This is a genomic window from Chroococcus sp. FPU101 (genome assembly GCF_017312365.1).
Classification (GTDB): domain Bacteria; phylum Cyanobacteriota; class Cyanobacteriia; order Cyanobacteriales; family Microcystaceae; genus Chroococcus.
The window spans coordinates 127,805-148,840 of sequence record NZ_BLJI01000004.1 but is presented as its reverse complement, the minus strand read 5'-3'; the positions used below and the strand labels follow the sequence as shown (position 1 = coordinate 148,840).

Below are 21,036 nucleotides of genomic sequence, written 5' to 3'. Positions count from 1 at the left end.
AAAATAGTCAAAACGTTAAATCATTAATATCCTTTAACAATGCAACTCAAAATTATTAGTCTCAATATTCGTTATGATAAACCCGATCCTGATGATAAAAATTGGCGATTCAGAAGAAAAGCGATCGCCTCTTTAATTACTCATTATAAACCTGATTTAATTGGTACCCAAGAAGGAAAAGCTCATCAATTATTAGACTTACATCGGATGTTACCAAATTATCAAAGTATTGGACGCGACAGAACAGGAAATGATACGGGTGAACGTTGTACAATTTTTTATAATACTGAGCGTTTAAAGTGTCTAGCAGCAGGTGATTTTTCTCTCAGTGAAACACCAGAAATTCCTGGTAGTGTGACACATCATTGGAAAAATAGTTACCCACGTATGGTGACTTGGGGCCAGTTTCAAACCTTAGAGGAAGACATTAATATTACTCACTACAACACCCACTTAGATCACAATAGTGAAATAGCGAGAAAACTGGGTGCTAAGTTAATTATGGAGCGTTTAAGTGAGTTAGATTTTAAAAATAGCTATTTATTCTTGACAGGAGATTTTAATTCAACACCCGATACAATAGAAAGACAAACCTTTTTACAACCGTTACCAAATGATCTTTTTTTAAAAGATGCCATGTCTGATGTTGAAATTTCTAAACAACTCAGTTTTCATGATTTTACAGACAAACCGTTTTTAGCCATTGATACTATTTATTATGATGGACGAGTCACCTTACAAGAGATTAAAGTTGATCAAGGAAAATGGGATGATCTATTCCCTTCCGATCATTGTCCTGTAATTGGCAAGTTTTTAGTCAACAATTCACATTAATTAAATTGGAATTATGAATATTGTAGAAATCTTACAAGAGGATTATCAACGATTTCCTGTTGATCAACATTACGATCTGTATGCTGATAAAGTTTATTTTAAAGATCCTTTAAATGAATTTCGTGGAATCAATAAATATAAAGCAATGATTCGATTTATGGGAACTTTTTTTCAAAATATCAAAATGGATCTCCATGAAATTTATCGAGAACAAAACATAATTCACCTGAAATGGACACTCAATTGGACAACACCTTTACCTTGGCAACCTCGAATCGCAATTCCAGGGCGAACTGAGTTAACCTTAGACGAAAATCAGAAAATTATTTCTCATGTCGATTATTGGAATTGTTCACGATGGGACGTCGTTAAACAGCATATATTCCCTAAACGCTGATTTTCTCGTCATAATAAAGATAAGTATTGTAAATTTTTCTCAGAAATAGGGACTCATGCGTGTAATTCTGATGACAGGTAAAGGGGGTGTCGGTAAAACCTCCGTCGCGGCGGCTACAGGACTTCAATGTGCAGAACTCGGTTACAAAACCCTTGTTTTAAGTACCGATCCAGCGCATTCTTTAGCCGATAGTTTTGATTTAGAATTAGGACATGAGCCGAAACAAGTTCAACCTAATTTGTGGGGGGCTGAACTTGATGCACTGATGGAACTAGAACAAAACTGGGGGGCTGTCAAACGCTACATTACCCAAGTTTTGCAAGCAAGAGGTTTAGAAGGAGTCCAAGCCGAAGAATTAGCCATTTTGCCCGGAATGGATGAAATTTTTGGCTTAGTACGGATGAAACGACACTACGATGAGGGAACCTATGATGTTCTCATTATCGATTCTGCACCCACTGGAACCGCCCTACGCCTACTCAGTTTACCCGAAGTGAGTGGCTGGTATATGAGAAGATTTTACAAGCCGTTACAAGGAATGTCAGCCGCCTTAAGACCCCTTGTAGAACCAATTTTTAGACCGATCGCTGGTTTTTCACTTCCCGACAAAGAAGTAATGGATGCACCCTACGAATTTTATGAACAAATCGAAGCATTAGAAAAAGTTTTAACCGATAATACTCAAACATCGGTACGTTTGGTTACTAACCCCGAAAAAATGGTGATCAAAGAGTCTTTACGCGCTCATGCTTATCTTAGTTTATACAATGTAGCAACGGATCTCATTGTGGCTAACCGCATTATACCCAATCAAGTCACAGATCCTTTTTTTCAAAAATGGAAAGAAAACCAGCAATTTTATAAACAAGAGATTTACGATAATTTCCACCCCTTACCCGTCAAGGAAGTACCCCTATACTCTGAGGAAATGTGCGGTTTAGAAGCCCTAGAACGCCTCAAAAATACGCTTTTCTCATCAGGAGAAGATCCAACACAAGTTTATTACAAAGAAAATACAATTCGCGTTGTTCAAGACAAAAATAACTACAGCCTAGAATTGTATTTACCTGGAATACCTAAAGAACAAGTCCAACTCAATAAAACAGGAGATGAACTAAATATCCGTATCGGTAATCATCGTCGTAATTTAGTTTTACCGCAAGCCTTAGCCGCCCTAAAACCCTCTGGGGCAAAAATGGAAGATGATTATCTGAAAATTCGGTTTACTGGTGCAGTTGCCGCTTAAAATTGGCAATCAAACCCCTATTAAATTTCTAATCTAATTGTAGTAGGGGTTTAGTCTCCAAACCCAATCTTGAACACTCATAAGTATTTCTCTTTTTTCAGTAAGATAGACATACACCCCTTATATTCTTACCATCGTCCTTGAATGTTTAACTGGTTTCGTCGTCAGCATAGTTCCTCTAATCAACCCCAAGAACAGGAACAAGAACAAGAACAAGAACAACAGCCTATCGTAGTAGAAGATCAAGATACAACCGTTGAGTCAAGCGAAGAAGTAACCGAGAAAAATCAACTCAACTGGGCAAAAGCTGCATTTAAAAATATTCAACAACGCAAAGCACAAGAGACGACAGAAGTCAACCCAACCGAGGCAGAAACTAGCGAGACAGCAGAAGAAACAGTAACCGCATCAGGCCCCGCTTGGATGCAAAAATCAGCCCGACTCGAACAACTCAAAGAAACGGCAATTACATCACCAGCAGACGAACCAGAAACAACGACCCAAACCGATGATATCGATGAAGAATTTGTTTGGTCAGCCAATGTTTTAGCTAAACAAGGACGAAAAGCGGAAGATGTTTCCGAAGAAGAAATCAACTGGCTTAAACGGCTTCGCCGAGGACTTGGTAAAACTAGACGAGGATTAGTTAATCAGCTTAAATCCATTGTAGGACAGGGGCCACTCAATCAAGATGCGGTTTCTGATATTGAATCTTTATTACTACAAGCCGATGTCGGAGTAGAGGCAACTGATCAGATTATAGATGCACTACAAACAAAACTACGTCAAGAGTCTTTACCGTCTAACCAAGCTTTAGAATACCTCAAAGAAATTTTACAAGAAATCCTTGATAGTCCTCTCAAAGATGTAGAAGATATCGGTTTTGAACCCGAAAAAGGTAAGCTGAATATTTGGTTACTGACGGGAGTCAATGGCGTAGGTAAAACCACTACTATCGGTAAACTCGCCAATCTAGCCCAAAAATCGGGTTATAGTTGTATGATTGCCGCAGCAGATACCTTTCGGGCCGCCGCAGTGGAACAGGTCAAAGTCTGGGGCGATCGCAGTGGCACAGAAGTCATCGCTAACCCTGGTAAAAATACTGACCCCGCCGCCGTCGTCTTTGATGGCATCGCAGCAGCACAAGCAAGAAATACTGAACTCTTATTAGTGGATACCGCAGGACGTTTACAGAACAAGAAAAATTTAATGGACGAATTGACTAAAATTCGCCGTATTGTCGATAAAAAAGCCAGTAACGCTCATGTAGAGTCATTATTGGTCTTAGATGCTACCTTGGGGCAAAATGGTCTCCGTCAAGCGCAGGTATTCGCCGAAGCAGCACAACTCAGTGGCGTAGTTTTAACTAAATTAGATGGAACCGCTAAAGGTGGAGTCGCTTTAGCAGTCGTACAAGAATTAAACCTACCCATTCGCTTTATTGGTGCAGGTGAAGGAATTGAGGATCTAAGACCCTTTTCGAGTTATGAGTTTGTCGAAGCTCTTTTAAATGGCTAAATTTAGGGTAAAAAAAGTTGAGGGATCGCCCTTAACCCTTCAAACTATGTCGATAGAATAATTAACTGTTTTTGTTGGAGCGATCGCACTCCGTCTAAACTGAGATCGGTTTCTGGGATGATCTCACCGACAGTTTTTCCATCACACAACTGCATAAACCTAAATTCTTCTGGGGCTAATGTAATCGGTTGATAATCTAAATTAAGCAGTGTTGGACTCGGCCAACCGTGCATACAGGGATGAATTTCAGGAACAGCAGCCAGTAAAAACTGATCATTTGACCAGTCGGTTTTTAGGATAGGTGGTTTACCCAAGAAAAACTCATAGTGAGTAATTTCAGGATCTAAAAGTTCTATCAAACGATATTTTTCTCGCTCGCTTAAATGTTTAGTGCGTTCCAGTAAGTCGGGTGATTTGCCCAATAAACGCTCTAATTGCCAGTATTGGGGATTAGAAAAACCAATAAACTCTAAACCTGAAGCGTCAATCAATTCAAATAGAGTATTAATGTTGTAATCCACTTCTTGAGGATGAACATACATATCAGCAAAAGATTCATCTCTGTGGTTTTCTAATGACCATCGTTCTTTTTCTCGCTTGACAATTCGATTATTTTCTGGCAATGAATTAAAAATCTGACGACCAACAAAAACACCATCTTTGTAATCGCCTTTTCTCTCCCCTTGAAGAAGTGCGATCGCTTGTTGCATTAGTTGAATTTCCCAACGTCCCAACTCAGCATAAACAAAAATATGAAACAACCCACCAGGGGCTAATTTTTTGGCTAAAGCTTGAATTCCTTTAATCGGATCAGGCAAATGATGTAAAACCCCGACACAATTAATTAAATCGAATTCTCCAGAGATTTGATCAGCATTTTCGATATTGATATGATGAAATGAAACAGAAGCATTGTGAGAAGCGATAACCCCTGATCTTTGGCATCTTTCTTGAGCAATTTCTAACGCTTTTTCGCTCAGATCTATCCCGACAATTTCCGCATCAGGATTAAGGAAAATTAGATACTCTGTTCCAACACCAGTACCGCAACCAGCATCTAAAATTCGGACATCGAAGCGGGTTGGTTTTTGTCCAGTACAGAAACTATAAGCAGCAGTCCAATTCCATCGCCAATTATAGCCGGGTGGTGGTTCATCCAGTAAAGGTTCAGGAGGAAAAGGATAAGTATTATAAAGGCGTTGTACCGCTTCTCTACGGGATGTATCGTTGGTCATGAGCTTAATCAATTTTTAGGCGCGTCTTTACTTAGTTTGCCATAGAACGAGCCAGAGAAATGAATGGTAGAAAGCTTTTTGTTGAACATAAAATAAATAATGTAACGACGCATCTTGTTTTATTCTTATCTAAGCTGGATTTTATATGGTTGCTCTATCTGATGAGATCTTTTTAACCGTCGAAGAATATCTTAAGCTCGAAGAAGAAAGCCCGATTAAGCACGAATATATAGACGGTCAAGTTTACGCAATGTCGGGAACGACTGACACTCATAACACCATTGCCTTAAATTTCGCCTCATTAATTCGTAACCATCTACGCGGGACAAACGGTCGGGTTTATTTTGCTGATGTTAAAGCTCAAATCGAAAAAAGAAACCGTTTTTTATTATCCCGATTTGCTTGTTACCTGTAACCCACAAGATCGAGAAACATCGACCTATAAACGCTTTCCAAAACTGATTGTAGAAGTTCTTTCTAACTCTACTGAAGCCTTTGATCGAGGTGACAAATTTAACGATTATCAAACGCTTGATAGTCTAGAAGAATACGTGATTGTTAACACTAAACACCGAAGAGTCGAAATCTTTCGGCGCAATGAGCAGAATTTATGGGTATTACAGACGTATACTCCCATTGACCAAACTTTTACCCTTCAAAGCATCAACTTAACCGCTTCTTTTCTCGAACTTTATGAAGATGCAGAACTGGAATTAATGTAATTTCTGGTTTTGAAATGTTTAAATCAGAGAAAAAAGCAACACTAACGTCACTAAAAAAGCCATATCATACTTAAACCACTATTATTCAGTAAAATAATCAAGAAATTGAGCGAAGACAATGACAGTTCAACGGTGGACAGATGAAATGTTAAATGATTTAGCTGTAAGTGTGATTGAACTTCGAGAGAGTGTCAATACATTAAGAGATAGTGTCCTTAACACGCGAAAGGGTTTAGATACTGTGGGCGATAGTGTAGATGGATTAAGAATCACAGCACAAGCCCTGCTACAAGTTGCGGCTCAACATCAGCGAGACATGGAGTTACATAAACAAGAAATGGAATTATTTAAACAACGACAAGCAAAATCGGATCAGAGGTTTAATATTTTGCTTAAAGAGGTACGATATTTAAGGAGAGCGAGTCAGGGAGATGATTCAATACCATAATCAAGGCGTTTAGTCTACTGTAAAGATTACCTAGGCAATCATCCTTCATCAATTCAAACTCAAAGTTTTGATAAATAATTCTATACAATTTTTAACAAACGTCCTCAGAAAGCACGAAACAGTTTAATCTAGATGCTGACTGAAATTTTAAACATCTGGTTTTAAACAAGATGTTGCGGATCTCATCACTCCAGAAGGAGTAGAAACGCAATCATTGTCAATGGGAGATAGTTAAAATCCAATGAGTGTTAAGGCAAGTGGTGGAAGCTCGTTAGCACGTCCCCAACTTTATCAAACAGTCCCTGTATCAGCGATTATCCAAGCTGAACAGCAAGATCGCTATTTAGCTAAAGCTGAATTAAACGAATTAGTTGCTTACTTTAGCTCTGGTAGCCAACGTCTGGCAATTGCCCAAACGTTAACCAGAAACTCTGATCTCATCGTGTCTCGCGCCGCTAATCGGATCTTTACTGGGGGATCTCCTATGGCTTATCTTGAAAAGCCCCCCGTCGAGCCGATTATGGTTGGTGCAGTCGCCAAAAAAACGGAAAATGTGCGAGAAGGGATGAAACTCGGCACCGTCACTTACGCTGAAGGAGGTAATGGTGGTGGTGGTCGTTTAGGTGGTTTCCGTGCCATCTTCAACTCATCTGGCCCGATCCCCCCAGGGTTCCGTCCTATTAACATTTCTCGTTATGGACCGGCAAATATGCAAAAGTCGTTACGGGACTTATCATGGTTCCTACGCTACACGACTTATGCGATCGTTGCAGGTGATCCCAATATTCTCGTCGTTAATACTCGTGGTCTACGGGAAGTAATCGAGAACGCCTGTTCAACCGATGCCACCATTGTAGCTCTACAAGAAATGCGGGCGGCTTCATTGGAATATTTCCAAAGAGATCTAGAAGGCGCAGAGATTATCAGCGACTACTTTAACATCCTAATTAACGAATTTAAAGCCCCCACACCGTCGAATAAACTGCGTCAGCGTCCTTCCTCGGATCAACAAGGATTGACCCTACCTCAGAGTTATTTCAACGCGGCAGAGAAACGACAAAAATTCGTGATGAAGACGGGTTTATCCGATACTGAAAAAATCTCAGTGATCAAAGCGGCCTATCGTCAAATTTTTGAAAGAGATATTACTCGTGCTTATAGCCAGTCGATTTCCAATCTGGAATCACAGGTGAAAAACGGTACTATTACAATGAAAGAATTTGTCCGCCGTTTAGGAAAATCACCCCTGTATCGCCAACAATTCTTTGAGCCGTTTATTAATAGCCGCGCTCTTGAATTAGCCTTCCGTCACTTCCTCGGTCGTGGGCCAAGCTCTAGAGAAGAAGTACAGAAATACTTCTCGATCGTCTCTGAAGGTGGTTTAGCTGCTCTCGTTGATGCTTTAGTCGATTCTCAAGAGTATTCCGATTACTTTGGTGAAGAAACCGTTCCTTATCTGCGAGGACTGGGAACAGAAGCGCAAGAGTGTCGTAACTGGGGAATGCAGCAAGATCTGTTTAACTACAGCGCACCTTTCCGCAAAGTCCCGCAATTTGTCACCACTTTTGCTAAATACGATCGCCCTCTACCCGATCAACACGTTTATGGTGCTGGAAACGATCCCCTAGAAATCCAATTCGGCGCGATTTTCCCGAAAGAAACCCGTAACCCGAATACAAGTCCTGCACCTTTTAGCAAAGATACCAAACGGATTCTGATTCACCAAGGGCCTGCAATTAATAACCAAAATAGCAACCCCGAAGCTAGAGGAGAATTCCCAGGTACATTAGGGCCCAAAGTCTTCCGTCTCAACAATGAGTTACCCGGTAGCAGTAACGGTGCTAGCGTTAAATTTGGCGAAAGCTCAACGCAAAAAGTCATCAATGCTGCTTATCGTCAGGTCTTTGGACGAATGCCCTACGAAGGACAACGCCTCAGTGTTGCAGAAATTAAACTCGAAAACGGCGATATTAGCCTACGCGAGTTTATCAAAACCTTGGCGAAATCTGAAGCCTTCCGTAAGATCTACTGGACACCATTGTATGTGGTTAAAGCGATCGAATACATTCACCGTCGTCTATTAGGTCGTCCGACTTATGGTCGTCAGGAAATGAATCAGTATTTCGATATTTGTGCCAAAAAAGGGTTCTATGCTTTAATTGACGCAATTATTGATAGTCCAGAATATAACGAAGCTTTTGGCGAGGATACCGTTCCTTATGAGCGTTATCTAACCCCTGGTGGTCTACAACTACGCGGTGCAAGAGTCGGAGCGATCAAAGAAGATATCGGACAACGAGTTGATAAAGAAGAAACTCCACGCTTTATCGAGTTAGGTCAAGTGAGTGCAATTCGTAGTGAACCCGAAATTAAACTCCGTGTTAATCAAGGGGTTAGTACACAGCGCGAACAAACGAAGACCTTTAAACTGACCTCTTTAGCAGATAAAGTAGGCGTGAAAACTGTCATTCGTGCGGCCTATCGTCAAATCTTTGAACGGGATCTCGAACCCTATATCATCCAAGCTGAATTTACCGCACTTGAAAGTAAGTTAAGCAATGGCGAGATTACGGTTAAAGAGTTCATTGAAGGTTTAGGAAATTCTGATCTCTACATCAAAGAGTTCTACACTCCCTATCCCAACACTAAAGTGATTGAATTGGGTACGAAGCATTTCTTAGGACGTGCGCCACTCAATCAAAAAGAGATCCAGAAATATAACCAAATTCTGGCTACTCAAGGGATTCGTGGGTTTATTCGCTCGATGGTAAACAGTATGGAATATCTCCAACTCTTTAGCGAAGATACTGTCCCCTATCGTCGTTTCCCCACCTTACCTGCTGCTAACTTCCCCAACACTGAAAAACTGTATAACAAACTCACCAAGCAAGATAGCGAGGTAGTTGTTCCCAGTTTTAAACCAGTAGTGAAAGTCGGTGGTTAATCACTTTCAAATAAAAAGTCGTTAATGAACAAGAGGTGTAAATCATACGCCTCTTTTTTTTATAGTGGCAGAAAGGGTTTAAAGCTTATTGTTTATGCAGATTTTTGGCTCACCATTTGCCATGCTAATTTTGCCGCCCCGACCATTCCCGCATTATTCCCTAATTGGGCGGTTAGTAATTTTAATCCCACACGCGAAATCGGTAAAACCCGTCTTTCAATTTCTTTTTCTGCTGCACCTAAAAAATATTTAGCACTAGCACTGATTCCACCACCAATAATAATAACTTCTGGCGTTAAAACATAAATTAAACTCGCTAACCCTGCTCCTAACAGCCTGCCGTACTGATGCCAAAATTCGATCGCTTCAAGTTCTCCTTTTTCGGCGGCTAATCCTAATTCGATAGGTTCTTTTCCAGTCAGACGGCGAATCGCACCGATTGAAATATATTGTTCTAAAGAGCCTAGATTTCCGCTATTACAGGGCGGGCCATCTAAATTAATGGTAATCAGTCCTAACTCGGCAGCGGCTCCCTGATGACCTGTAAATAGCTTCTCATCGAGAATAACTGCTCCTCCGACACCTGTCCCTAATGTCAAAAGGATTAAATTTTTATAGTTTTGTCCTGCACCTAGCCATGCTTCCCCCAAACCTGCACAATTAGCATCATTAGCGAGAATAGTCGGTAAATGGGTTGCTGTTTCTAACCATTCTGCTAAAGGGACATCAAACCATCCTGTTAAGTTAATCGCCACTTTAGCAATTCTTCCGGTTGCGTCGGCGGGGCCTGGTGTTCCGAGTCCGATGGCTACACACGTTCCATCAGCATTAATTTGTTGAACGGCTGTAGCAAGTGCTTCTGTAACGGCTTCTGGTGTAGCGGGTTGAGGCGTGGGAATGGTTAAAGAATCTAAACAGGTTCCATCCGCTAAAAAGCGTCCTAACTTAATCGCGGTTCCCCCTAAATCAATTCCAATAACCGTCGATGGCTGATTGCTCATGATGCTTCTTTTAAGATTTGCTCATACTCTTGCTCAGTATAAAGGTCTTGCGTACTTTCTAAACGGTCTAAAAAAACTAAACCATCTAAATGATCTAATTCATGTTGAATAATTCTCGCCACAAAATCACTAAAAACTTGACTGTGTAATTTTCCCTCTCGATCTTGATATTCAACTTTAATCGTCTGATAACGCGGCACTAAACCCCGAAAACCAGATACACTTAAACAACCTTCCCAACCTTTGACCTGTTCATTATAAACATCAACGATTACAGGGTTAATCATGGCGGTAGGTTCCATTTCTGGCGCGTCAGGATACCGAGAATTTGGACGAGAGGCAACAATAAACAAACGATAGGACTGGGCGACTTGTGGGGCAGCTATCCCGACTCCATTCGCCGTTTTCGCCGTATGAATGAGCGCATCAATTAATTTTTGAAGTGTTGGATCACTAATATTTTCGACAGGAGAAGCGATACTTCTTAAAATTTCGTGTCCCAATTGGACAATCTGTAAAACTTCAGTCATGAATGTTTAAGTGATTTATGATGAATAGTTAATTGTTTAAATCAATTAATTCATCTTAATTTTAAAAAAATTAGGTGAGCTTAGCCCACCTAAATACTTAAGACATTACTTCAGTCTTTGTGAGCAAAACGTTAGAAGACTGATCTACTAAAGGATTGACGCGCCGTAAAGAAGCCCCTAATCTTTGTAATTTGGCTTCAATATTGTCGTAACCGCGATCGAGATGATGTAATCCTTGGATAATTGTTGTACCTTGTGCTGCTAAACCCGCTACTACTAAAGCCGCAGAAGCGCGTAAATCAGTCGCCATAACGGGCGCACCAGATAGGAACGGAACACCTTGTACTAAAGCCACATTTCCTTTAACTTTAATATCGGCTCCCATCCGTTTTAATTCAGCCACATGACGCAGACGGTTTTCAAAAACAGTTTCAGTAACGACGCTACTTCCTTCACTGAGGGTTAATAATGCCATGAACTGAGCCTGCATATCTGTCGGGAAACCAGGATGGGGTAAGGTTTCGATATCAGCCGCTTTTAGTTCCCTTGGAATGACACGTAAACGATTAGTGTCTTCAATAACGATTTTTGTGCCAATTTCCTTTAATTTCGCAATCACAGGGACTAAATGTTCGCTTAAGACGGGATAAAGACTAATTTCAGAATGAGTGATCGCACCTGCAATTAAAAAGGTACCTGCTTCAATGCGATCGCTAATAATTGGATAATCAGTCGTGCCTAAACGTTTTACCCCTTCGATAACAATCGTATCGGTTCCTGCGCCTTGAATTTTTGCCCCCATTGAATTACAGAAATTCGCTAAGTCCGATACTTCAGGTTCTTTGGCTGCATTTTCGATGATGGTGATCCCGTCTGCTAGGGTTGCTGCCATCATAATCGTTTCGGTGGCTCCCACACTCGGATAATCTAGATAGATCTTAGCTCCCGTTAAACGTTTCCGACTGCCTTTAACACTGGCGTGGACAATTCCATGCTCAATATAAACATCCGCCCCCATCGCCTGAAGTCCTCTGACATGAAGATCGACAGGTCTAGCACCGATCGCACACCCACCAGGTAGTGGTACTTTGGCCTCACCTAAACGGGTTAATAAAGGCCCAATGACGAAAAAACTCGCCCGCATTTGAGAAACTAGATCATAAGGCGCGTGAGATTGAACCAAATGACGCGCATCAATGTCTAAAGTATTACCGTGTTGAGTAATTTTGATCCCCAAAGCTGATAAAATTTGTCCCATACGAGCAATGTCCGCAAGAGATGGAACGTTACTAATTCGGCATTCATCGGAACACAATAAGGCTCCTGCCATAATCGCTAGGGCTGAGTTCTTGGCACCACTGATGATGACTTCTCCTGATAAAGGAGTCCGTCCCACAATTTCAAGATAGGGTTGATTGTCTTCGATGAGCATGGAATTATCCGTTATTCTAAGTGAGTATTTTATGATTAAATCCTCCAGAACCTAGAGAATCATATCGGATTTTTCGACAATTTTGTCTGATATTCTTTCTAAAAATAGTCATCCTTAAGAAAGATTGACTTATCTTTTTAGATTGATTATAATGATTGTTTGTGTGTAGATACTGCGGAACTGGCGGAATTGGTAGACGCGCTAGATTCAGGTTCTAGTGTTCGCAAGGACTTTCGGGTTCAAGTCCCGAGTTCCGCATCGCCAAAAAGATGATTAGCAGTTTACAGAATCCCCTTGTTAAACAGATCCGTTTATTACACCGTCCTAAAGGAAGACGAGAACTTCATCTATTCTTAATAGAAGGAACACATCTGCTTGAGACGGCCTGCGCGGTGGATAGTTCCATTCTTACCGTTTGCTTTACTCTACAATGGCAAGAACAGCACTTACAATTATCTGAAAAACTCGTAAAAAAAGCGAAAAGAGTTGAAATCGTTACGCCCGAGGTTTTGGAGGCACTAGCAACCACTGTTCATCCTGATGGTGTTATTGCTACAGTCGAACGAAAATCATTTTCTAGCAGTCCACCGTCAACACTTCAATTAGGCTTAATGATTGAACGTATCCAAGATCCAGGGAATTTAGGAACAATTATCCGTACAGCAGCAGCGACAGAAGTTGATCACATTTTTTTAAGTCAAGATAGTGTAGATTTAGACAATCCTAAAGTGATTCGTTCCTCGGCGGGTGAATGGTTTCGTTTACCGATGATGGTGAGTGAAAATTTAGAAGAGTTGATCCAAAATTATCGAGTTCAAGGTGTCCAAATTATCGCTACATTACCTAGTGCCACTAAACTCCATTGGGAAATCGATTACACTCAACCAACTTTAATCTTATTGGGTAATGAAGGAGCAGGATTATCAGATACTTTAACCGCATTAGCCGATCAAACCATTAAAATACCTTTGGGCGGTCAAGTAGAATCCTTAAATGTAGCGATCGCCACTGCCGTCATTTTATACGAAGCCTTACGACAAAAGATGAAAGTGTAACTTTGTGCGATAATTTGTAACAGAGTTTAAAGATTTGCTTAATTTTTAAAGCCATGAGCGAGCGACCCAAAGAACTCACACTGGCAGAACTTGCCTCACCAAATTACGAATGTCGTGCCTGCGGCTACGTCTACGAACCCGATAAAGGGGATAGTAAAGCTGGGATTGAGGCAGGGACTCCATTTGAAGAGTTACCGATTAATTGGAAATGCCCTGTATGTGGTGTTCCTCGTTCCCAATTTACCAATGTTGGGGCGACTAATGCACCATCGGGTTTTCAGGAAAACCTACAGTACGGTCTAGGAGTCAATAACTTGACACCAGGTCAAAAAAGTCTTCTGATTTATGGAGGACTCGTTTTAGCGTTTCTCTTCTTTCTCAGTTTATATACATTAAACTAAGCTGCCATGCGATAAATTTTTCTTTAAATTCAGGGCATCCGAAAAACCCTGCTTTTCTTTAACGGTCTATGAATTTATTAATGAGAAAACTAAAACAAATTGTAATATTACTGATCGTTTGTGTATTGTGTATCAGTTGTAGTCGCCTACCCTCGATTAGCTATAATCCTTGGAAAGTAGTGAACTTACAAACAGATGCCACCTTTTCCGATGTCGCCTTTACCTCAGATAGTCGTCATGGTTGGTTAGTCGGTACCAAAAATGCTCTTTTTGAAACGACTGACGGGGGAGACACTTGGCAAGATAGAAAGCTAGACCTTGGAGACGAAAAAGTTAGCTTTAATGCAGTTAGCTTTAACGGTCAAGAAGGCTGGATCACGGGTAAACCTGCTATCCTATTACATACAGAGGATGGTGGGAAAAATTGGTCACGGATTCCCCTAAGTGACAAATTACCCGGCGCACCCGATGGCATTATTGCCCTAGGCCCGAAAACGGCTGAAATGGTCACTGATTTAGGAGCGATTTACCGTACTACAAACGGTGGTCGCACTTGGCAAGCCTTAGTAGAAGGTGCAGTCGGCGTAGCCCGCACGATTGAACGTTCATCCGATGGTAAATATGTGGCTGTGTCGGCTAGAGGAAATTTCTACTCAACTTGGGCCCCTGGGGATTCAGAGTGGAAACCCTATAATCGTAATTCATCACGTCGTTTGCAGCGCATGGGTTACAGTGAAGATGGTCGTCTTTGGTTAATTGCTAGAGGTGGACAACTTCAATTTAGCAACCCTGACGCAACTAGCCTCGATGATGAAAACGCATGGGATGAAGTAATTTATCCCGAACCTGGCACCAGTTGGGGATTACTCGATATCACTAATCGCACTCCCGAAGAACTTTGGGTTGCAGGTGGTAGCGGTAATTTACTGGTTAGCTTCGATGGCGGGAAAACTTGGCAAAAAGATCGAGAAGTAGAAAGCGTACCCACTAATTTCTATAAAATCGATTTTATCAATTCAGATCAAGGCTTTATTCTTGGCCAAGATGGGATAGTACTCAAGTATACGCCCAAAGCCGAAGCAGCCTAAATCTTGTGTAGAGACAAGATAATTCTCTATTATAGACATTGGATTTTTTTTTCATCTATCACCCTTGTAGGAGAGAACAGATTATGTCAGGTAGTACTGGAGAACGCCCGTTTGGTGACATTATTACCAGTGTTCGTTACTGGATTATTCACAGCATCACCATTCCTATGTTATTTATCGCGGGTTGGTTATTTGTCAGCACAGGTCTAGCTTATGATGCTTTTGGTACCCCTCGTCCTGATGAATACTTTACCCAAGATCGTCAAGAATTACCCATTATTACTGACCGCTATAAAGCGAGTCAAGAAATTAAAGAGTTTAATCAGTAAATCTTAAATCAAATCAGGAGCATTCAGACGATGGCGACCCAAAATCCCAATCAACCCATTACTTACCCAATTTTTACCGTCAGATGGTTAGCGGTTCATACGTTAGCTGTTCCTAGCGTCTTTTTCATTGGCGCAATCACCGCAATGCAATTTATTCAGCGATAGGAGAAGCGAAAAATGGACAGAAATACTAACCCTAACAGACAGCCAGTTGAATTAAACCGTACTTCTTTATACCTCGGTTTACTACTGATTGCTGTTCTAGGTATTCTATTCTCCAGTTATTTCTTTAACTAGACGAATCCGTTCAATCATTTTTATCAAGCAATTAGGAGGATAAAATCATGTTCGCACAAGGCAGAATTCCCCTTTGGATCGTAGCAACGATCGCTGGTATGGGTATTATCACTGTTGTCGGAATTTTCTTCTATGGAGCCTACGCAGGTTTAGGTTCTTCAATGTAATTTCGTTTTTTATTAGGCATAAAACCGCTAAGATTAATCAAAAATCTGGCGGTTTTTCGTATGTGAAAATGACAATGAGCATAAAAGATCGACTAGAGTAAAATAGCAGTTTTCTAAAATTTCAAATGACGATTATTAGTAAAGCTAACGGGTTACTAGCTGAGTTTGCGGTATTTCCTGTAGAACCTGACAATCAATCTAGTCTTGTAGAACACGCCATCCAAAACCTTGAATCTAACCTGAAGCATCATGAGGGTTTTATTTCTGGTGCAGTTCTTCAAAGTCGTGATGGACTAAGAGTAACCAGTTATGTCCAATGGAACAATCAAAAAGCTTATATTCCTACCCAACCCTTCACAGATTTTAATTCTCCAGATGTTCACCTATTTGAAATCTTTGCCGCAGAACCCGAAGAAAGCGTATTGCGTTTATCTTCTGGTATGGATGGATTGATTAACTTTGGAATTTTTAAGATGAAACACCCCTCAAATCAACCTCGATTTATTGAGTTATTTCGTCAAGCTCTTAAAATGGTATCAGGACAAGCAGGACTCATCTCGACTCATGCTCACCGTAGTCTTGATGGATGGCGTTGTATTAATTTCGGTCATTGGAAATCATTAGAAGATTTTACAGCAATGGATACAAACCGCCCTTTTTCTCCTCTTTTTGGGGAAATGCTTGATTTAGCAGACAACGAATATCAGAAAACATTACATGAAGTCGTATTTACTACCTAATAATAGACTTTTCTAGCAAATCACTGATGAAATTTATTTGATATGTTATCAATGACATATTGAAACTGAGATTACAAAGGAAGGTATGTCATGACCGTAAACAACGATTCATTTTCCCAAACTTCTGAAACACTAGATCACAATTCAACCGAGGTTGTGACGATACGTCCTGATACTGAAACGATGACGCGCCAACAATTGCCGTATTTTGTTGGTATCTCGCAAAAAACAGCAGGTGCTAAAGGAATATCAATGAATTTTGTCATTATTCCCCCAAATGGTACAGCGAAACCTCATTATCACCGTGACTATGAAACTGCAATTTATCTGATTAAAGGTCGCGTTGAAACTCGTTATGGTAAAGGTTTAAAAAAATCAGTGATTAATGAGGCGGGTGATTTTATTTTCATTCCTCCAGGTGTACCCCATCAACCCTATAATCTAAGTGCTACCGAACCTGCTCATGCGCTGGTATCTCGCAATGATCCAAATGAGCAAGAAAATGTCGTACTCTACGAGCTAAATCATGAGCATTAGCCTTAAATAGATTCCAAAAAACAAATCTTATAGATATGGAGATAAGCGGACTCGAACCGCTGACTTTCACAATGCCATTGTGACACTCTACCAACTGAGTTATATCCCCTTACAGTCCGTTGATTATTATAAACTCATTTATTAAACTTTGTCAAGTTCCTTAAGCAAAGATTAGCCATGATAAGGAATCTGAGTCAAGTAAGCCAGACAATGACCCATCAGAAAATAGACTACTAACATCGCTGCTGCGGATAGAGCTACCAAAGTTCCAGCCAGCATTAAAGAGAATTCTTGCTGTGTGATCGCTTCTTGCATTAAGTGGAGTGACCACGCCACCAAAGCAACGTCAAATATTAGAATTGGTATCAACATATTTTAAAAAGTGTAAACTTTTTTCTATTCTAATACAGAAATCTAGTAGTCATCTGAGATTTTATAAAGTTTTTGCAACAGGTCGAATCGGGACTTGGTGTTGGGCTAGATAGGATTTCACCTGTTCTATCGTCAATTGACCGTAATGTAACAAAGATGCTAACAAAGCGGCTTCGGCCCGTCCTTCTGTGAGAGCTTGATATATATGTTCACAATTACCCGCACCACCCGAGGCAATGACTGGAATTTCTACTTGTTGCGCGATCTGACTTGTTAACTCTAAGTCATACCCTGCTTGGGTTCCATCTGCGTCCATACTGGTAATTAACAATTCACCCGCTCCTCGTTCGGTCACTTCAACTGCCCATGCGATCGCATCAATTCCCGTATTCTCCCGACCGCCTTTTACATAAACATCCCAGCCTGGATGATCAGGATTTTTTCGCCTTCTTGCGTCAATTGCAACGACAATACACTGTTTTCCAAAGCGATCGCTTGCTTGATTAATAAAATCTGGATTGCGTACTGCCGTCGAATTAATACTGACTTTATCTGCTCCTGCACGTAACAAATTTTTAATATTTTCTAAGGATTGAATTCCTCCGCCAACCTCAAAGGAATAAACACCTGTTCTGCGGTACGATAGACAACATCTATGATCGTATCTCGATCTTCATAGCTTGCGGTAATATCGAGAAAGACCAACTCATCCGCACCCGCTTCGTTATAAAGTCGAGCCAATTCTACTGGATCTCCAGCATCTTTGAGATCTACAAAATTAACTCCTTTCACCACTCGACCTTTATTAACATCCAGACAAGGTAAAATGCGCTTGGCTAACATAAACTTACTCTCTGCCTCTTTTGGTAGCATAAAAACGAGTCGTATCCTCAATCTATTATGGCGATTAAAAGTTTATCCGATTCTTCATCTCATGCCCCGCAACGCAAAGAAGCCAATTTATTATCAGCGAGTCCTGCCATTGAAGAAACAGAAAGCATCGAAGAATCAATTCGTCCGACTACACTAGACGATTATATCGGACAACAAGACCTGAAAAACAGCCTAAAAATCACAATTCAAGCAGCAATTGCCCGAAAAGAAGCACTTGATCACTTGTTGTTGTACGGGCCCCCAGGACTGGGAAAAACTACAATGTCTTTAATTTTAGCAGCCGAGATGGGAGTCAATTGTAAAATTACGGCCGCACCCGCCCTAGAACGTCCGAGGGACATTATGGGACTATTAATCAATCTTAAACTAGGTGACATTCTATTTATCGATGAAATCCATCGTCTTAATCGTGTTACAGAAGAATTACTTTATCCTGCGATGGAGGATTATCGTTTAGATCTCACTACAGGAAAAGGAAAAACCGCCAAAATACAAAGTATTGCATTACCTCGCTTTACCCTGATTGGCGCAACCACAAAAATCGGAGCCTTAACCTCACCATTACGTGATCGCTTTGGACTGATTCAACGGTTACGCTTTTATGAACCCGAAGAACTCACCTTAATTATTTTAAGAACGGCAAAAATACTTAATACAATAATTGACGAAACAGGGGCTAAAGAAATTGCCAGACGTTCACGTGGTACCCCACGAATTGCTAATCGTTTATTAAAGCGAGTTAGAGACTATGTTCAAGTCAAACAAGAAAATTGTATTACTCAACACTTAGCGGCTGAAGCTCTCGAACAATTAAATGTCGATCAAAAAGGACTTGATTGGACAGATCGACTTGTTTTAAATACCATTATTAAACAATTTAAAGGCGGCCCCGTTGGACTAGAAGCGGTTGCCGCCGCGACTGGAGAAGATGCGAGAACGATTGAAGATGTTTACGAACCGTATCTTTTACAAATTGGCTATCTCAATCGTACACCACGAGGTCGAGTCGCTACAGAAGACGCTTATCAACATTTAGGAATCGCAAAAAGTACATCGCAATTACCGCTATTTTAATTATTAAAAAAAAAACGATGATTAATTTACAGTAAATTAACGCATTCTATATAAAAAAATCAGGTTATTATCTTAGTCGTAATTCATATTTTAGAAAACTATACTTAGGTATGAATAATAAGATTTTAACCATCCCTGCAACAATAGGAATTGTGATCGCGGGTGTTTCTGTGCTATCTATTCCCGCTCAAGCTTATGTGTTAAACACAATCGCAGAAGGCACCAATCCAGCAAATCCCTTTATTAACTTACCAAAACTATTCGAGGTAGAATGGCGGGCTGGCACACATGGTTTAGGAGACTATGAAGCAGCGATCGGGCCCAATGGAGCCAATGTAGGAGCCGCTAACCCAACCATCCAAGTTGATTGGCAGCGTAATATGGCGATTTCGTGGTCAATTACCTACAATCAGGCAACAGGACAAGCGACCTTTAACTTTAATAATCAGACTTCGATCTATACATTACCCAGTAATTTAGTGGGTTTACCTTGGGACAGAATGGGTTTATTTGCTAACGTTAAATCTAAAACGGGACAAGTTGTAGCGAATTCTAGAACAACCCTCAACATTAGTACCATTAATGGTGAAACGGTACTGGTAGAAAATTCCCCGACTAATGTTGCTAGTATTAACGCTCGTCTTGGCACTCGGCCGACTTTTAGCAGATATTTTGAAGGAGTAGATGAGGACGACTTTACAACATTAGTACCCATTACATCGGTGACAGGTACGGTTAGTATTGGCTGGAACGCAAATGCTCCTAATCCACAGCCTTTGGGTGTTCGGGGTGCAGGAAGTCATATTGCTATTAAACTCAAAGCCTATGACTCACCTCTAGGCGAAGATGTAGGCGTGGCTTCTGTTCCTGAACCCCATACTTTAATAGGCTTATTATCCGTAGGACTATTAGGGGCTTCTTTGAAATTAAAACGTCAACTTTAAAGCAAAAACGAGACAAAAAAGGTGAGCGATCGCACTTGCCCACCTTCTTTAGTATTTTGGAAAATTTAGCCTCGAACCGTAACAGAACTGTTTTCTAAAGCTTCTACTAAACTCCGAACGCTTGCCATCATGGCAACTGGATCGTTTAGTTGATTAATTGCAGAACCAACCCCAACACCAGACGCGCCAGATGCGATCGCCATAGGAATTGTAACACTCGATAAACCAGAAGCACACAATACTGGAACAGATACAGCACGAGAGATACTGTAAGCTGCCGCTAGAGTGGGTGCCGCTTTTTCGATTAAGCCTAGAGTTCCTGCATTTTTTGGCTGACTGCTGGTACCGCCTTCTGTTTGAATCAAGTTTGCACCAGAAGCTACTAAAGCTTCAGCGAGTTCAACCTGTTCATCTAAGGGCAAAATATGAGGGACTGTAACTGAAAGGGTAATCTCTGGCATCAAGGCGCGAGTTTGCTGAGTTAACGCTAAAACTTCTTGCGCTTCAAACCGTCTGCCTTGAGCATAAAAACTATCAAAATTACCGATTTCCACTAAATCTGCGCCAGCTTCAACAGCTTTTAGCAATAATTCGGGTTCAACGGCTGAAACACAAATCGGAAGACTAATGATTTGACGAACCAAATGTACTAAATCTGGATCAGCAGCAATATCGACAAATGTAGCTCCGCCGATTTCAGCCGCTTTAACAACATTCGTCACGTTCTCAATATTAAAATTGTTCAAGCCGCTAATGACTTTAAGAGCCTTTCTTTGCGCTATAGCTTGTTGTAATTTCAATTGCATGGTTATTCTGATTCTTTTGCTGATA

General features: G+C 40.8%; 23 protein-coding genes, 2 tRNA genes and 2 pseudogenes. 19 read left to right on the top strand and 8 right to left on the bottom strand.

Going from position 1 to position 21,036, the window contains the following annotated elements; genetic code table 11:
• Window positions 1-39: 39 nt before the first annotated feature.
• From CFPU101_RS06675 to ftsY, 4 genes are all read left to right on the top strand, one after another.
• Window positions 40-834 (top strand): endonuclease/exonuclease/phosphatase family protein, encoded by a 795-nt coding sequence (locus tag CFPU101_RS06675; RefSeq protein ID WP_206814544.1) that lies wholly within the window; start codon window positions 40-42, stop codon window positions 832-834.
• Between the two features lie 13 nt (window positions 835-847).
• Entirely contained in the window at window positions 848-1,231 is a 384-nt protein-coding gene (locus CFPU101_RS06670) for a DUF2358 domain-containing protein (protein ID WP_206814543.1), read from the top strand.
• Between the two features lie 55 nt (window positions 1,232-1,286).
• Entirely contained in the window at window positions 1,287-2,477 is a 1,191-nt protein-coding gene (locus tag CFPU101_RS06665) for a TRC40/GET3/ArsA family transport-energizing ATPase (RefSeq protein WP_206814542.1), read from the top strand.
• A gap of 144 nt (window positions 2,478-2,621) precedes the next feature.
• Complete coding sequence (ftsY, locus tag CFPU101_RS06660) at window positions 2,622-3,995, top strand: signal recognition particle-docking protein FtsY (protein ID WP_206814541.1); 1,374 nt, start codon at window positions 2,622-2,624, stop codon at window positions 3,993-3,995.
• Between the two features lie 44 nt (window positions 3,996-4,039).
• Here ftsY and CFPU101_RS06655 read toward each other — a convergent pair whose 3' ends face one another.
• Window positions 4,040-5,230 (bottom strand): bifunctional 2-polyprenyl-6-hydroxyphenol methylase/3-demethylubiquinol 3-O-methyltransferase UbiG, encoded by a 1,191-nt coding sequence (locus tag CFPU101_RS06655; RefSeq protein WP_206814540.1) that lies wholly within the window; start codon window positions 5,228-5,230, stop codon window positions 4,040-4,042.
• Between the two features lie 145 nt (window positions 5,231-5,375).
• Between CFPU101_RS06655 and CFPU101_RS06650 the strand changes: the two are divergent.
• The 3 genes and pseudogenes from CFPU101_RS06650 to CFPU101_RS06640 all read left to right on the top strand — a co-directional run bounded on the left by CFPU101_RS06650 (window position 5,376) and on the right by CFPU101_RS06640 (window position 9,344).
• Window positions 5,376-5,952 (top strand): annotated as a pseudogene (locus CFPU101_RS06650) (Uma2 family endonuclease).
• A gap of 118 nt (window positions 5,953-6,070) precedes the next feature.
• Window positions 6,071-6,400, top strand: a complete 330-nt coding sequence (locus tag CFPU101_RS06645; protein ID WP_206814539.1) for a hypothetical protein — start codon at window positions 6,071-6,073, stop codon at window positions 6,398-6,400.
• Window positions 6,401-6,641: 241 nt separating this feature from the next.
• A complete protein-coding gene (locus CFPU101_RS06640) occupies window positions 6,642-9,344 on the top strand; it encodes a phycobilisome rod-core linker polypeptide (protein WP_206814538.1) in 2,703 nt (900 codons plus the stop codon).
• A 92-nt stretch (window positions 9,345-9,436) separates the two neighbouring features.
• Here CFPU101_RS06640 and CFPU101_RS06635 read toward each other — a convergent pair whose 3' ends face one another.
• The 3 genes from CFPU101_RS06635 to murA all read right to left on the bottom strand — a co-directional run bounded on the left by CFPU101_RS06635 (window position 9,437) and on the right by murA (window position 12,307).
• Window positions 9,437-10,345 (bottom strand): ROK family protein, encoded by a 909-nt coding sequence (locus CFPU101_RS06635; RefSeq protein WP_206814537.1) that lies wholly within the window; start codon window positions 10,343-10,345, stop codon window positions 9,437-9,439.
• The gene (gene def / locus CFPU101_RS06630) at window positions 10,342-10,875 is read right to left on the bottom strand and encodes a peptide deformylase (protein ID WP_206814536.1); all 534 of its coding nucleotides are present in this window, start codon (window positions 10,873-10,875) and stop codon (window positions 10,342-10,344) included. Before def ends, CFPU101_RS06635 begins: the two co-directional genes overlap by 4 nt.
• A 97-nt stretch (window positions 10,876-10,972) precedes the next feature.
• Window positions 10,973-12,307, bottom strand: coding sequence for a UDP-N-acetylglucosamine 1-carboxyvinyltransferase (murA, locus tag CFPU101_RS06625; protein WP_206814535.1), 1,335 nt, complete (start codon window positions 12,305-12,307; stop codon window positions 10,973-10,975).
• Window positions 12,308-12,481: 174 nt separating this feature from the next.
• Between murA and CFPU101_RS06620 the strand changes: the two genes are divergently transcribed.
• The 10 genes from CFPU101_RS06620 to CFPU101_RS06575 all read left to right on the top strand — a co-directional run bounded on the left by CFPU101_RS06620 (window position 12,482) and on the right by CFPU101_RS06575 (window position 16,921).
• A tRNA-Leu gene (locus CFPU101_RS06620) sits at window positions 12,482-12,565 on the top strand.
• A gap of 11 nt (window positions 12,566-12,576) precedes the next feature.
• The gene (locus CFPU101_RS06615) at window positions 12,577-13,362 is read left to right on the top strand and encodes an RNA methyltransferase (RefSeq protein ID WP_206814534.1); all 786 of its coding nucleotides are present in this window, start codon (window positions 12,577-12,579) and stop codon (window positions 13,360-13,362) included.
• 53 nt (window positions 13,363-13,415) lie between these two features.
• Window positions 13,416-13,763 carry a rubredoxin gene (locus CFPU101_RS06610; protein ID WP_206814533.1) on the top strand — a complete coding sequence of 116 codons (348 nt, stop codon included), beginning with the start codon at window positions 13,416-13,418 and terminating at the stop codon, window positions 13,761-13,763.
• An 80-nt stretch (window positions 13,764-13,843) separates the two neighbouring features.
• Window positions 13,844-14,851, top strand: a complete 1,008-nt coding sequence (locus CFPU101_RS06605) for a photosynthesis system II assembly factor Ycf48 (RefSeq protein WP_206814632.1) — start codon at window positions 13,844-13,846, stop codon at window positions 14,849-14,851.
• An 83-nt stretch (window positions 14,852-14,934) separates the two neighbouring features.
• Window positions 14,935-15,180, top strand: coding sequence for a cytochrome b559 subunit alpha (psbE, locus tag CFPU101_RS06600; protein WP_206814532.1), 246 nt, complete (start codon window positions 14,935-14,937; stop codon window positions 15,178-15,180).
• A gap of 30 nt (window positions 15,181-15,210) precedes the next feature.
• On the top strand, window positions 15,211-15,345 hold the full coding sequence (gene psbF, locus CFPU101_RS06595; protein ID WP_106455913.1) for a cytochrome b559 subunit beta: 135 nt from the start codon (window positions 15,211-15,213) through the stop codon (window positions 15,343-15,345).
• Between the two features lie 12 nt (window positions 15,346-15,357).
• A complete protein-coding gene (locus CFPU101_RS06590; protein WP_013324414.1) occupies window positions 15,358-15,477 on the top strand; it encodes a photosystem II reaction center protein L in 120 nt (39 codons plus the stop codon).
• Window positions 15,478-15,524: 47 nt separating this feature from the next.
• Window positions 15,525-15,644, top strand: a complete 120-nt coding sequence (locus CFPU101_RS06585) for a photosystem II reaction center protein J (protein WP_106455915.1) — start codon at window positions 15,525-15,527, stop codon at window positions 15,642-15,644.
• 125 nt (window positions 15,645-15,769) lie between these two features.
• On the top strand, window positions 15,770-16,384 hold the full coding sequence (locus tag CFPU101_RS06580; protein ID WP_206814531.1) for an antibiotic biosynthesis monooxygenase: 615 nt from the start codon (window positions 15,770-15,772) through the stop codon (window positions 16,382-16,384).
• Between the two features lie 90 nt (window positions 16,385-16,474).
• Entirely contained in the window at window positions 16,475-16,921 is a 447-nt protein-coding gene (locus CFPU101_RS06575) for a cupin domain-containing protein (protein WP_206814530.1), read from the top strand.
• Between the two features lie 36 nt (window positions 16,922-16,957).
• Here CFPU101_RS06575 and CFPU101_RS06570 read toward each other — a convergent pair.
• The 3 genes and pseudogenes from CFPU101_RS06570 to hisF form a co-directional block, all read right to left on the bottom strand.
• Window positions 16,958-17,030, bottom strand: a tRNA-Ala gene (locus CFPU101_RS06570).
• A gap of 62 nt (window positions 17,031-17,092) precedes the next feature.
• Entirely contained in the window at window positions 17,093-17,293 is a 201-nt protein-coding gene (locus CFPU101_RS06565; protein ID WP_206814529.1) for a hypothetical protein, read from the bottom strand.
• 61 nt (window positions 17,294-17,354) lie between these two features.
• Window positions 17,355-18,136, bottom strand: a pseudogene (gene hisF, locus CFPU101_RS06560) (imidazole glycerol phosphate synthase subunit HisF).
• A gap of 57 nt (window positions 18,137-18,193) precedes the next feature.
• Between hisF and ruvB the strand changes: the two are divergent.
• Window positions 18,194-19,261 (top strand): Holliday junction branch migration DNA helicase RuvB, encoded by a 1,068-nt coding sequence (gene ruvB / locus CFPU101_RS06555; RefSeq protein WP_206814528.1) that lies wholly within the window; start codon window positions 18,194-18,196, stop codon window positions 19,259-19,261.
• A gap of 110 nt (window positions 19,262-19,371) precedes the next feature.
• Window positions 19,372-20,205, top strand: a complete 834-nt coding sequence (locus tag CFPU101_RS06550) for a choice-of-anchor W domain-containing protein (protein WP_206814527.1) — start codon at window positions 19,372-19,374, stop codon at window positions 20,203-20,205.
• A gap of 65 nt (window positions 20,206-20,270) precedes the next feature.
• On the opposite strand, the gene CFPU101_RS06545 is transcribed toward CFPU101_RS06550, so the two are convergent.
• Window positions 20,271-21,011, bottom strand: a complete 741-nt coding sequence (locus CFPU101_RS06545) for a DUF561 domain-containing protein (protein ID WP_206814526.1) — start codon at window positions 21,009-21,011, stop codon at window positions 20,271-20,273.
• Window positions 21,012-21,036: the final 25 nt, after the last annotated feature.